The organism is Duganella sacchari, from assembly GCF_900143065.1.
GTDB classification, from domain to species: Bacteria; Pseudomonadota; Gammaproteobacteria; order Burkholderiales; family Burkholderiaceae_D; genus Rugamonas; species Rugamonas sacchari.
Map to the genome: position 1 here is coordinate 57,936 of NZ_FRCX01000014.1, position 12,615 is coordinate 70,550.

10 protein-coding genes are annotated in these 12,615 nt (G+C 61.1%); 5 read left to right on the forward strand and 5 right to left on the reverse strand.

All coding sequences use genetic code 11. The annotated features are described in order from the left end of the window. Position 1 precedes the first annotated feature (1 nt). A complete protein-coding gene (locus tag BUA36_RS25145) occupies positions 2 to 988 on the forward strand; it encodes a TRAP transporter substrate-binding protein (protein WP_072788676.1) in 987 nt (328 codons plus the stop codon). A gap of 93 nt (positions 989 to 1,081) precedes the next feature. Continuing rightward, positions 1,082 to 2,851: a carbohydrate binding domain-containing protein gene (locus BUA36_RS25150; protein WP_072788678.1), complete on the forward strand. Its 1,770-nt coding sequence runs from the start codon at positions 1,082 to 1,084 to the stop codon at positions 2,849 to 2,851. Positions 2,852 to 2,884: 33 nt separating this feature from the next. Here BUA36_RS25150 and BUA36_RS25155 read toward each other — a convergent pair whose 3' ends face one another. Together BUA36_RS25155 and BUA36_RS25160 are read right to left on the reverse strand one after the other, a co-directional pair. Then, entirely contained in the window at positions 2,885 to 4,174 is a 1,290-nt protein-coding gene (locus tag BUA36_RS25155) for a TRAP transporter large permease (RefSeq protein WP_072788889.1), read from the reverse strand. 98 nt (positions 4,175 to 4,272) lie between these two features. Further along, positions 4,273 to 4,920 carry a TRAP transporter small permease gene (locus tag BUA36_RS25160; RefSeq protein WP_208861931.1) on the reverse strand — a complete coding sequence of 216 codons (648 nt, stop codon included), beginning with the start codon at positions 4,918 to 4,920 and terminating at the stop codon, positions 4,273 to 4,275. Positions 4,921 to 5,496: 576 nt separating this feature from the next. Here BUA36_RS25160 and BUA36_RS25165 point away from each other — a divergent pair. The 3 genes from BUA36_RS25165 to BUA36_RS30840 are packed head-to-tail and all read left to right on the forward strand — an operon-like array spanning position 5,497 to position 7,128. Then, positions 5,497 to 6,018, forward strand: a complete 522-nt coding sequence (locus BUA36_RS25165) for a methylated-DNA--[protein]-cysteine S-methyltransferase (protein ID WP_072788683.1) — start codon at positions 5,497 to 5,499, stop codon at positions 6,016 to 6,018. Next, the gene (gene xerD / locus BUA36_RS25170; protein ID WP_072788685.1) at positions 5,994 to 6,896 is read left to right on the forward strand and encodes a site-specific tyrosine recombinase XerD; all 903 of its coding nucleotides are present in this window, start codon (positions 5,994 to 5,996) and stop codon (positions 6,894 to 6,896) included. Before BUA36_RS25165 ends, xerD begins: the two co-directional genes overlap by 25 nt. A gap of 55 nt (positions 6,897 to 6,951) precedes the next feature. Beyond that, positions 6,952 to 7,128 (forward strand): hypothetical protein, encoded by a 177-nt coding sequence (locus tag BUA36_RS30840; protein ID WP_167544333.1) that lies wholly within the window; start codon positions 6,952 to 6,954, stop codon positions 7,126 to 7,128. Here BUA36_RS30840 and BUA36_RS25175 read toward each other — a convergent pair. From BUA36_RS25175 to BUA36_RS25185, 3 genes are all read right to left on the reverse strand, one after another. Beyond that, complete coding sequence (locus BUA36_RS25175) at positions 7,125 to 10,256, reverse strand: efflux RND transporter permease subunit (RefSeq protein WP_072788687.1); 3,132 nt, start codon at positions 10,254 to 10,256, stop codon at positions 7,125 to 7,127. The genes BUA36_RS30840 and BUA36_RS25175 overlap by 4 nt on opposite strands. Before the next feature lie 2 nt (positions 10,257 to 10,258). Further along, entirely contained in the window at positions 10,259 to 11,488 is a 1,230-nt protein-coding gene (locus tag BUA36_RS25180) for an efflux RND transporter periplasmic adaptor subunit (RefSeq protein WP_072788689.1), read from the reverse strand. 129 nt (positions 11,489 to 11,617) lie between these two features. Next, positions 11,618 to 12,598, reverse strand: coding sequence for an endonuclease/exonuclease/phosphatase family protein (locus BUA36_RS25185; RefSeq protein ID WP_072788691.1), 981 nt, complete (start codon positions 12,596 to 12,598; stop codon positions 11,618 to 11,620). Positions 12,599 to 12,615 lie beyond the last annotated feature (17 nt).

Below are 12,615 nucleotides of genomic sequence, written 5' to 3' on the forward strand. Positions count from 1 at the left end.
CATGAAACTGAAATCCGTTCTGCTCGTCCTGAGCGCCGCCTTGAGCTTCAATGCGTACGCTCAAGCGCCTATCGTCATCAAATTCAGCCACGTGGTGGCAACCGACACGCCAAAAGGCCAGGCCGCAGAGCGTTTCAAACAGCTGGCCGAAAAGGCAACCAATGGCCGCGTAAAGGTCGAGGTGTATCCGAACAGCCAGCTGTACAAGGACAAGGAAGAACTGGAAGCGCTGCAGCTGGGCGCGGTACAGATGCTGGCGCCATCGCTGGCCAAATTCGGCCCGCTGGGCGTGAAAGAGTTCGAGGCGTTCGACCTGCCTTACATCTTCCCGTCGAAGACCGCGCTGTACAACGTGACCGAAGGAGAAATCGGCAAGTCGCTGATGAAAAAGCTGGAACCAAAAGGCATTACCGGCCTGGCGTTCTGGGATAACGGCTTCAAGGTGATGTCGGCCAACAAGCCGCTGCGCGCACCAGCCGATTTCAAAGGCCTGAAAATGCGTATCCAGTCGTCCAAAGTGCTGGACGCGCAGATGCGTGCACTGGGCGCCAACCCGCAGGTGCTGGCCTTCTCCGAGGTGTACCAGGCGCTGCAGACCGGCGTGGTGGACGGCACCGAGAATCCGCCATCGAATATGTACACCCAGAAGATGCATGAAGTGCAGAAGTATGTGACGGTGTCCAACCACGGCTATCTGGGCTATGCGGTGATCGTCAACAAGAAGTTCTGGGACGGCCTGCCGGCCGATATCCGCGTGGCGCTGGACAAGGCCATGAAAGAGGCGACCACCTTCGAGAAAGCCATCGCCCAGCGTGACAACGATATGGCGCTGGATGCGATCAAAAAAGCCGGCAAGACCGAAATCTACACGCTCAGCGTGAAAGAGCAGGCGGACTGGCGCAAGGCCCTGCTGCCGGTGCAGCAGCAGATGGAAAGCCGTATCGGCAAGGACCTGATCTCGGCGATCAACAAGGAAGCCGCCAAGTAAGCCAGGCTGCGGTACGCCAGGTTCTGCCTGGCGTATTATTTATTTTATAAGTGCTAATATTGCAACTCCATCTCAACCCGAAGGAGTTGCAGTATGCGGAAAATTTCCTCCGTCCTGGCCGTCGCGCTGGGACTGGTCTTCTCTCAGGCTGCCAGTGCGCAGTCCACTTCCTGCAGTGTCAATTGTTTCAGCAAACGCTGGGTGTATGTGCCCGTCAATTTGAGCGGCAAGGCGCTGACCGACAATCCAGACTACGTCAAAGTGCTCAAGGTGATCGAGGCTGCCAAGCTGAATGGCTATAACGGCATTGCGCTCGATTCCGGCGGCAGCGGCATCTTTGCCACCATGCTTACCAGCGCCGGGCCGTATCCCAACTTCTACACCAACTACCAGTCGGTGGTGCAAAAGGCGCAGGAAGCCGGCATTGAGCTGATCCCCGTAGGCGGCGGCCCGGAAGTGCCGGCCTTCCTCGATCCGTCGCAGATTGAGGCTTTGCCGGTACAGGATCTGCCGTTTGTGGTGAATGAGGGCGTGGCCAAAGCGGTGGGTACGTCGATTGTGACCGATAGCAGTTTCGAAAACCGGGATGTCCAGTGGGGCAGGGATACCGCCTCTGTCGATTACGACAACACGGTGGCACACAGCGGCTTGAACTCGATGAAGTTCGTTGAGAATGCAACCTCCAGCGGTAACAATCTGGCGCGGCTGATGCGCCGATTTGACGGCTTGCGGCCGCATACCTCGTATCGCATGTCGTTCTGGGTTAAAACGGATAACTATAGTTCGCCGCTGCGCATCCAGATTTATGATCCGCTGGTGAAATCGCCCATTTACGTCAACCGTACTGCCGGCGCGGGTTTCGGCTGGGGCACGGCCGCCAATGGCAACTGGAATGACAACCCCAACCTGATCGCCAAAACGCAGGACTGGACGCGCTACGATCTTGATTTCAACACGGCGAATTACTCGACAGTGCGGTTGTACATGGGAACGTGGGCCAATGGCTCCGCAGGCGGTAAAGCGTGGATTGATGATCTGGACATCCGCGAAATCGGCCTGGCCCACACCATCCGCCGCGCTTCACTGCCGGTGAAGGTGACGTCGGCGGATGGCAATACGGTCTACACCGAAAACGCCGACTATGTGATCAAGCCCGAAGCGCTGGGTATTCCTGGTGGCAGCCGCATCCAGCCGAACCAGCAGCTCAAGGTATCGTACTACCAGTCCGCCATGAACCTGACGGCGCGCTATGGCACGGCTGCGACGTCGTGCGGCAGCTACTTCTTCGATCAGCAGAAAGCCTTGTTTGACAAGATCAGCGCCTTATTCAAGCGGCCGACCAAGTACTTCCTGTATTACGATGAGATGCGGGTGCTGAACTGGGATCCCGCGTGCGCGCAGCAGACGGCTGGCGCCTACTTGTCCAACCAGATCTACACGCTGCAAAACACCTTGACCAGCGCCTATCCGAATCTGGAGCTGTACATCTGGCACGATATGTTTGACCCCAACGGCAACGCCACCAACCCGTACTACGCAGTCAATGGGGATCTCGCCGGTTCGTGGGAAGGCTTGAAGCCATCGACCGTCATCATGAACTGGACCGACACCACGGTAGCCGGGCGCACGACGTCGTTGAAGTTCTTTAGCGATAAGGCCTTCAGGCAGATGATCGCGGTCTACTACGACGATCCTTCGCTGAACAAAGTACATGAGTGGCTAAAAGCGCTGGACGATGCGCAGACGCAGAACGTGACCGGTGTGGACGGTTTCATGTACACCACGTGGACCGGCAACGATGACGACCTGGCCAAGGTGGCCAATCAAATCAGGGCGCACGCACCGGGGCGCTGGCCCCAATAAACCAACCCCGCCAGGCGGCGGGGTTGGTCCGGATTACATCAGGCCCATCGCTTTGGGCAGCCACAGCGACAGCCCTGGCCAGTAGGTCACGATCACCAGGAACACCAGCATCGTCAGCAGCCATGGCATCACCGCCACGGTCAGCTCGGAGATGCTCATTTTCGAGATGCCGCTGGCGACATACAGGTTCAGGCCCACCGGCGGGTGGCACAGGCCCACTTCCATGTTCGCATCGATCATGATGCCGAAGTGGACGGCGTCGATGCCCAGGCGGATTGCCGCCGGGTGCAGGATCGGCGCCATCACCAGGATGATGGACGACGGCTCCATCACGTTACCGGCCAACAGCAGCAGGATGTTGGTGAAGAACAGGAAGCCGGCCTGGCCCAGATCCTTGTTCAGGATCCAGTCCGCCATCGCCTGCGGGATGTTTTCGTGCGCCATCAGGAACGAGAACAGCACAGCGTTGGTGATAATGTACAGCAGCATGGCCGACAGCGCCGCCGATTTCTTCAGCACCTCGGGCGTTTTCGACAGCGGCATGTCACGGTAGACGAACACCGAAATCACGAACGCGTACACGGCGCTCATGGCTGCCGCTTCGGTCGGGGTGAAGATGCCTTTGGTGATGCCGCCAATGATAATCACCACCAGCATCAGGCCCCACACGCTCTTGCGGAACGCGGTCCAGCGCTGCGTCCAGCTGGCCTTGTGCATGCGCGGGTAGCCGTTTTTCTTGGCCAGCACCCAGGTGGTGCCGCACAACATCACGGTCAGCAGAATGCCCGGGAACAGGCCGGCCAGGAACAGCGCGCCGATCGAGGTGTTGGTGGAAATCGCGTAAATCACTTTCGGGATCGATGGCAGCATCAGGATGCCCAGCGAGCCGGCGGTAATGATCACGCCCGCGCCAAAGTGCTTGGGATAGCCCTGCTTGATCATGGCGGGCAGGATGATGGAGCCAATCGCCACCACGGTGGCCACCGACGAGCCGCACACCAGCGCAAACATGGCGCAGGCGATGATGCCGGCCAGCGCCAGGCCGCCGTGCCAGTGGCCGATCAGGCTGGTGGCAAAGGCGATCATGCGTTTGGCGACGCCGCCGTGGGTCAGGAAGTTACCGGCCAGGATGAACAGCGGAATGGCCATGATCTCGAACTTCTCGATGCCAGTGAACAGCTTGAGCGCCACCGCCTCGATCGGCACCTCGGTCAGCAGGTACATGAACATCAGCACCGTCAGGCCGAGCGCGATGGAGACGGGAATACCGGTCAGCATCAGCAGGATCAGCAGCGCAAACACGATGCCGACCTTGCCGCCCATGATGCACACGCCGAGCAGGATGCCGGCCAGGATGGCCAGGATGGTGCCGGCTTTCTTTTTGGTCCAGGGCTGGACGCCCTGCATGGCTGCAGCGCCGCTCATCGCGCACCTCCGTGGGCTGGCTGGGACGGGGCGGCGGCGAACAGTTCGTCATGGTCGTCGTCGCTCAGGCCATCGACGTGGGATTCGTCATGGCGCGGCAGTTCGCCGTGGCGCAGGAAGGTCCAGCTGACCTGCATGAAGCGGAAGCACATCAGGTAGGAGGCCCAGGGCACGGCGGAGTACACCAGCCAGGTTGGCCATTCGAGGTCGGGCGTGGTCGGGCCTTCCGGCACGTCGCTGGTGTCGCGGCCGAGCAGGGTGTAGACCGCGTGGTGCATGCCGTTTTCCCACACGAAGGTCAGGCCCAGCGTGCCGATGATGCCGGTGAACAGCATGCCGCAGACCAGGGCCAGCAGCACGGTGAAGCGGCGCCATTCGGGCGGCATGCGGTTGACCAGCACGTCGACGCCGACGTGGACGCCTTTGCGCACGCCGTAGGCCGCGCCGAACTTGGCCATCCAGACGAACATGATGATGGCCAGTTCCTGCGCCCATTCAAAGTGCAGCGACAGCAGGAAGTCCTGCACGCCAGGTATCGGCATGCCGGTGCCGTAGCGGTGGACGACGGAAAGGAAAATGATGAGAGTGGCTCCTCCCATCAGGAAGGTGATGATCCACTCTTCCAGATGATCGAGTATTTTGATGAACATATCGTGTCTCTAGGTTTTTATTGGCGCTGGGAAAATCCAGCATGGTAATAAATTATCTGCGGGTTGGAAATGTGGCAATGAGGGGTACTACTAAGTTGCGGGCACGGGGCATACCACAACTTTTTTCATTTGCGTCGATTTGTTTATATCTAAAATACTCAGCTGTGGCCGACTTAAAAAAGTTGAGAAAAAGCTTAAGGGATACGTTATGATGGCGTCGCTCTCAGGGATACGTGCATAACGATATGCGGCCCGGTAGCAAAGAATTGTAAGTGGGGAGTGTGTAGAGAAACGGTAATTAATACCGACAAGATATCGAGGAGACACACGTTTTACAGAATGTCGCTGTTATGAGCCCTGAAGGCCGCCACAAGTGTGCTACGGGGACAGGCAAGCGACCGGGAACGTGAAGCAGGATTTGAAAACGCACCGAAGGGTGCGTTTTTTTTTGCCCCGGCGATTTACAATGCCAGGCGATGTGGTTTTTTGGCTGTAGCGGGTATGCAACATAATGGTGCATGTGAGCAACTAGGTTATCAGTGAAGTACTTTTTCGGTGCATGCAACTGTGATGAAAATACAACAGGGTAGTGAGCTGTTTTCCGCTGTGGTGGCCTTGCCCTTCGGGAAACTGGGCATCCGCACGGCGCATGGGGTGATTGTCGAGATGAGTTATCTGCCGCCCCATTTTGATGCAAAAGCGCCGCAGGACGCGGTGGCCGAACTGGCCGCCTATCAGGTCGAGCAGTATTGCGCGGATGCGGATTACCAGTTCACGCTCCCGCTCAAGCGCGCCGGCACGGAATTCCAGCAGAAGGTGTGGGATGCGCTGTGTTCGATCCCACGCGGCAGCACGCGCACCTATGGCGAGCTGGCCCGGCACCTGGGCTCGGCGCCGCGCGCGGTAGGGCAGGCGTGTGGCGCCAACTGGTTCCCGGTCGTGGTGCCTTGCCACCGGGTGACGGCGTCCACGGGCCTGGGCGGCTTTTCCAATAGCGATGACCCGAATGGCTACCTGCTGGGCATCAAGCGCTGGTTGCTGGCGCATGAAGGATCGAGCGAATACGCATGGCAGCAGACAACCTTGCTCTGATCGACGAGTTCTGCGACGGCCTGTGGCTGGAGGACGGGCTGTCCAAGAACACGCTGGAAGCCTACCGGCGCGACATGCGCCTGTTTGCCACCTGGCTGGAGAAGAAGCGGCCGGATGTGGCCGGCCTGCTGGCCGTGGCGGCGCACGATATCGAAAGCTATATCGCCGCGCGCCATGCGCAGGGCAAGGCGACCTCGTCCAACCGGCGGCTGTCGGTGATCAAGCGCTTTTACCAGATGCTGCTGCGGCAGCGGCGCATCCATGACGATCCCAGCCTGAAACTGGTGTCGGCCAAGCAGCCGCAGCGCTTTGTGCATACGCTGAGCGAGGCGCAGGTGGAGGCGCTGCTGGCGGCGCCCGACGTCGCCACGCCGCTGGGCCTGCGTGACCGCACCATGCTGGAACTGATGTATGCGAGCGGCTTGCGCGTGTCCGAGCTGGTGGACCTCAAGCTGCTGGAGCTGAGCATGAATGACGGCGTGCTGCGCGTGACGGGCAAGGGCGCCAAGACGCGGCTGGTGCCGTTCGGCCAGCAGGCGCGGGTGTGGATTGCGCGCTATCTGAAGGAGGCGCGCGGCATCATCCTCAACGGCCAGCAGGACGATGCGCTGTTCGTCACGGGCCGTGGCTCGGCCATGACGCGGCAGATGTTCTGGGTCTTGATTAAAAAACATGCTTTAAAGGCTGGCATCACGGCGCCGCTGTCGCCGCACACCCTGCGCCACGCGTTTGCCACGCACTTGCTGAACCACGGCGCCGATTTGCGTGTTGTGCAATTGCTATTAGGTCATTCCGATATTTCAACGACGCAGATTTATACCCACGTGGCGCGCGAGCGCCTGAAGCATTTGCATGCGCAACATCATCCTCGCGGCTAGAAAACTTGGTTCATAATGATGACTACGCAGTGCAACCCTTTTAAAGAGGTGGCAAATGGCCAAGACGAATTTCGCGTACGAGAAGCGGCAGCGTGAACTGGAAAAGAAACGTAAGCAGGAAGAAAAAGCCCGACGCAAGGCCGACCTGAAAAACAATCCCGACCTCGCCGAGGAAGGCGAGGCCGATGTCGCGGAGGGCGAACCCTCCGGGCTGGAAGCCGCCGACGATTAAGCTACTTCGGCGGCGGGTTTTTTGACTTCGTGCAGGGCGGCTTCGTGCTCGTCTTCGTGGTTGCCCTTGAAGAAGCGCGCGCAGCGTTTACCCAGGTTATCCAGATAGGTATAGGCCACCGGCACCACGACCAGCGTCAGCAGGGTCGAGGTCAGCACACCACCGATCACCGCGCGGCCCATTGGCGCTTGCGTTTCGCCGCCGTCGCCCAGACCAATCGCCATCGGCAGCATGCCGAACACCATCGCCAGCGTGGTCATCAGGATAGGCCGCAGACGCACCTGGCCGGCGCGCATGATGGCGTCGTGCTGGTTCAGGCCTTCCTTCTGCGCGTGATTGGTGAAGTCCACCAGCAGGATCGCGTTCTTGGTCACCAGGCCCATCAGCATGATGAAGCCGATCACCGAGAAGATGTTGAGCGTGCTGCCCGTGACCAGCAGCGCCACCAGCACGCCGATCAGCGACAGCGGCAGCGACATCATGATGGCCACCGGCTGCAGGAAGCTGCCGAACTGCGAGGCCAGCACCAGGTAGATGAAGATGACCGCGATGCCCAGCGCGACCATCGCCGAGCCCATGCTTTCTTCCATGTCCTGCGCATTGCCGCCGACGTCGAAACGCACGCCGGGCGGCAGCTCGATTTCCTTCATGGCTTTCTTCACATCGCTATCGACGTCGCCGCCTGGACGGCCTTCGACACCGGCATACACCGCCACCCGGCGTTGCAGCGCCTGGCGTTTCAGCACTTGCGGGCTGAAGGCTGGAACGAATTCCACCACCTGGCGCAGCGGCACCATGAGCGGACGGCCATCCGGCCCCAGCTTGCTGGAGGCCAGCGACAGGTCGGCCAGGTCGGCCACTTTCTGGCGGCCGGATTTCGGCAGCTGCACGTTGACGTCATAGTTCTGACCATCCGACGCCAGGAAGTGCGAGGTGGTATCGCCGGCCACGAACGGCCGCAGGGCGGCGCCGATCTGCTGCGTGGTCAGCCCCAGGTCGCTGGCCAGCTCGTTGTTGATCTTGATGTTGGTCGACGGGTTGGCGCCTTCCTGGCTGTATTCCAGATCGGCGATGCCTTTAATCTTGCGCATCTTGTCCATGAGGCGGTGGGCGACGTCGTCCAGCTTGCCCTCGTCGGTGCCCAGGATGGCAATGAAGATCGGTTTGAAGCCCACCGTCAGCGTGATGCCGGCGATCTTGCCCAGGCGCGCGCGGATCGCGGTTTCCATGTCTTTCTGCGAGCGGCGCGCGTGCACTTTGCGGTCCTGCAGTTTCATGATGAGCTGCGAGGTGTTGCGGCCATCGTAGGTGCCGACCACTGCCACCACCGTATCGATTTCCGGGAACTCCTTGAGCGCCGCTTCCACCTGGCGTACCTTGTTGTCGCTGTATTCCAGGCTGGAGCCGACCGGGGTTTTCATGAGCAGGTTGATCTGGCCGATGTCCTGGTCTGGCATCATCTCGCCGCCGATCATCGGCACCAGCAGGATGCTGCCGCCGAACAGGGCGAAGGCGGAGATCAGCGTCAGTTTTTTCCAGCGCAGCGCGAAGTCCAGTACACGGCCATAGACCTTGTGCAGCCAGTCGACGCCGCCTTCCAGCCAGTGCATGAAGTTGCCCAGCCACGGCACGTACTTGAAGCGGTTCTTGACCGGGTCCGGCCACACCGAGGACAACATCGGGTCCAGCGTAAAGCTGACGAACAGCGAGACCAGCACCGCCACCGCCACCGTCACGCCGAACTGCAGGAAGAAGCGGCCGATGATGCCCTGCATGAAGGCCACCGGCACGAACACGGCGACAATCGCAAAGGTGGTAGCCATCACGGCCAGGCCGATTTCGTTGGTGCCGTCTTCGGCCGCCTTGAAGTGGTTCTTGCCCATGCCGAGGTGGCGCACGATGTTTTCGCGTACCACGATGGCATCGTCAATCAGCAGGCCGATACACAGCGACAGCGCCATCAGCGTCATGAAGTTGAGCGTGTAGCCAAAGGCTTTCATGGCAATGAAGCTGGCCATCACGGCGATCGGCAGCGTCAGGCCGGTGATGATGGTCGAGCGCCACGAGTGCAGGAAGAAGAACACGATGACCATGGTCAGCACCGCGCCTTCGATGATGGTTTCCTTGACGTTATCGAGCTGGCTTTGCACGCGCAGCGATTCGTCGTTGAGCACCTTGACGTGGATGTCGGCCGGCAGGGTCTTGCCCAGATCGGCCGCAGCCTTCTGGATGCGTTTGCCCACTTCCACCACATTGGCGTCCTGCATCTTGATGATGTCCAGCGTCACGGCGCGCTGGCCGTTGATGCGCGAGATCGACAGCTCTTCCTGCGCGCCATCCACCACCGTCGCTACCTGTTCCAGATAGACCGGGCCATTGGCGCGGCGCGCGACGATGATCTTGTTGAAGTCGCGCGGGTCTTTCATCTTGCCTTCCACGCGCACCAGACGCTCGCTGGCGCCCAGGGCGATGAAGCCGGCCGGCAGGTTGGTGTTGGTGTTCTGGATGGCGTTCATGACTTCATCGACGCCGACCGCCTGCGCGTTCAGATCGTTGGGCCGCAGCTGGATCAGGATCTGGCGCGAGGTCATGCCGTTGATGCGTACCTGGCCCACCCCGGCTACGCCCTGGAAGCGCTTGGCGATGAGCTGGTCGGCCATGGTGGACAGGTCGCGGATCGAGGTGTTGTCGGCGGTGATGCCGATTTGCGCCATCGGCCGCGCGTTCTCGCCCTCGAAGCGGATGATGAACGGGTCCTTGGCTTCACGCGGGAAGCGAGGCCGCACCTGGGCTACCTTGTCGCGCAGGTCCTGCATGGCGCGGTCCATATTGGTGGTCAGCTCGAATTCGATGTAGACGCCGGAACGGCCTTCCCACGAATTGGAGCGCAGCGTCTTGATGCCGCTGACGGAGTTGACCGCTTCCTCGATCGGCCGCGTGATGTCGTTCTCCACCGCCTCCGGCGAAGCGCCCGGATACTGCACCTCGATACCGGCGCCGGGGATGTCGATATTGGGCATGGCTTCCAGGCCCAGTCCCTTGTACGAGAACAGGCCCAGCACCATCAGCGCCACCATCACCATGGTGGCAAACACAGGATTGCGCAGGCTGACTTTAGTGATCCACATAATCAGCCTTTCGCCGGCTCTGCCGATTGGGCCTGCTTGGCGGCGGGCGCTTCACTCACGCCGGCCGGCAGTTTGACGGCGGTGCCGGGTTTCAGGCTGTCCAGGCGCGAGACGATGACGTTGGCGCCGGCGTCCAGGCCTTCCACCACTTCGGCATAGCCCTCGTCGTCATTGCGCAGGCCCAGTTTGACGGGCTGTGCGAGCAGCTTGCCCTGTTCGACTTTGTAGACCATCGGCTTGTCCTTGTCGCCACGCACGGCGGCCAGCGGCACGATAGGCGCGACGCTGGAACGGTCGGTGACGATGCTGCCCTTGGCGAACATGCCGGCGCGCAGCGCGCTGTCGTCGTTCTTGACGGCGATGTAGACCAGCATGTGGCGCGAGCCGGCTTCCGTCGCCGGATTGATGCGTGCCACGCTGCCATGGAAGTCGCGCTGGGCAAAGCCGTCCACGTGGAACTTGACGTCCTGGCCGACCTTGATGCGCGGGATTTCCGAGGCGGGGATCTGGGCTTCCAGGATCAGTTCGGACAGGTTGACGATGCTGTACACCGGCATGTCCAGCGCCAGCTTTTCGCCGGCCTGCACATGGCGTTTGCTGATGACGCCACTGATGGGCGCCTTGATGACGCCATCGTTGAGCGCAATGCGGGCGATGTCCACCATCGCGGCGGCCGACTTGACGGCGGCGCGCGCCAGATCGACCGTGTTCTGGGTCGAGTCGAAGGCGTTTTGCGAAATGTATTTTTGCTTGAGCAGGGCCTGGCTGTTGGTTTCGTTCTTGGTGGCCAGGGCCAGCTTGGCTTGCGCCTCGTCCAGCATGGCCTGCTGCTGTTGCAGGCGCGCGCGCAGGTCGGCCTGGTCGATGCGGGCCAGTACCTGGCCGGCCGTGACAGCCATGCCTTCCTGCAGCGTGGTGGCTTCCACCACGCCCGACACCTTGGACTTGATGGTGGCCGAACTCAGGGGCGTCAGCGAGCCGGATAAGGGCAAGCTGACCGCCAATGACCGTGAGGCGACTGCGGCGATATCGCCGGTCGACAATTCAAATATGTCTTTCTTTGCCTTGGCCGCAGCGGCAGGCGCGGCGGCGGGCGCCGCAGCTTGCTGGTTGTGCAACACGGTCCAGCCGCCGCCAGCGATGGCCACCACGACCAACGCCGCCAGTGGCAGGCGCCAGCGTTTGCTGCGCACAGTGGGTTGTGAGATTGGGGGCAAGGTTTCTAGTTTCATATCGTTCTTCTGGCCTGAGGTGGTTTGCGCATGGTGTCACTTTAGGAGTTTCCAAGTGCGACAGCCAGAAGAATGCGATGAGCGGTGCAAAAGCACGCCTGAAATGCAGAAAACGCGGATGGCAGCGATTCAGTGCTTGTCGTACAGACGCAACCGGACCAGCACCTGGCCATGGTCGGAGGCTTCTGGTTTTTCTTGCATCAAATGTTGGTTGAGGTAGCTCACTTCCAGCACTTCGCCCATGGCGTGGCGCGAGGCCGGATGGAATTCTTCCGACACCAGTACATGGTCGATGGTGGCGTAGCGGCCTTCGTGGGCGATGGTGTAGCCGCCGTCGCGGTGGCTTTCGCGGCCCGCCTGCAGCTGGCGGCTGTCGAACAATTGGCCGTGCAGCGCGTCGCCCGGCTCGCAGGTGGTGCCCGCGCCCATGACGATGGTGGTGGTGACCGCATCGACCGTGTCGTTGAAGTCGCCCAGCACCACACGCGGGCGGCGCTGCTGCTGGTCCATGGCGCTGATCAGGGCGCGCAGCGCCACCGCTTCGGTGCCGCGCCGTATCAGCGAGCGCAGGTTGGCCTGGGCATGCACCATGGGATCGTTGCCCAGGTCGCCGTTGCGGTAGTCGGGCCGTTTGGATTTGAGGTGGACCACGATGACGTCCACCATCCGTTCGTCCGGCAGCACCACTTGCGCATGCAGCGGCGCGCGCGCGAAGCGGTCGGCATCGCGGCTGCCGTCGGGCAGGGCGACACCCTCGGGGAACATGATGTAGGCCTGGGCCGGCCCCGCCAGCGGCAGGCGCGAGATCAGCGCCACCTCCGGCGTCAGGCGCGGTGCGCCGGTCAGCGGATCGGGGGGCGGTTCGAAGCCGGCCAGCGTGGCGTCGCGGTAGCGCGTGCTGTGCGCCATGACGTCGCGCAGCGCCGCCAGCGAGAAAATTTCCTGCAAGCCGATCACATCGGCATCAAGCTGGTCCAGCTGTTGCGCGGTCCACGCGACTTTCGCTTTGTATTCGGCCTCGGTCAGCGGCGTCAGATTGTCGTACAATTTCGCCCCAGGCTGGGAAAGATTGCAAACATTGAAAGTGGCAAAGCGAATTTCCTGCTGCATAATGGACAACTCCTCCC

What these genes read in the sequence shown, in the direction of transcription:
- BUA36_RS25145 (WP_072788676.1), top strand. Translation starts at nt 2, where the DNA reads ATGAAACTGAAATCCGTTCTGCTCGTCCTGAGCGCCGCCTTGAGCTTC.
- BUA36_RS25150 (WP_072788678.1), top strand. Translation starts at nt 1,082, where the DNA reads ATGCGGAAAATTTCCTCCGTCCTGGCCGTCGCGCTGGGACTGGTCTTC.
- BUA36_RS25155 (WP_072788889.1), bottom strand. Translation starts at nt 4,174, where the DNA reads ATGGGCGGCAAGGTCGGCATCGTGTTTGCGCTGCTGATCCTGCTGATG.
- BUA36_RS25165 (WP_072788683.1), top strand. Translation starts at nt 5,497, where the DNA reads ATGAAAATACAACAGGGTAGTGAGCTGTTTTCCGCTGTGGTGGCCTTG.
- xerD (WP_072788685.1), top strand. Translation starts at nt 5,994, where the DNA reads ATGGCAGCAGACAACCTTGCTCTGATCGACGAGTTCTGCGACGGCCTG.
- BUA36_RS30840 (WP_167544333.1), top strand. Translation starts at nt 6,952, where the DNA reads ATGGCCAAGACGAATTTCGCGTACGAGAAGCGGCAGCGTGAACTGGAA.
- BUA36_RS25175 (WP_072788687.1), bottom strand. Translation starts at nt 10,256, where the DNA reads ATGTGGATCACTAAAGTCAGCCTGCGCAATCCTGTGTTTGCCACCATG.
- BUA36_RS25180 (WP_072788689.1), bottom strand. Translation starts at nt 11,488, where the DNA reads ATGAAACTAGAAACCTTGCCCCCAATCTCACAACCCACTGTGCGCAGC.
- BUA36_RS25185 (WP_072788691.1), bottom strand. Translation starts at nt 12,598, where the DNA reads ATGCAGCAGGAAATTCGCTTTGCCACTTTCAATGTTTGCAATCTTTCC.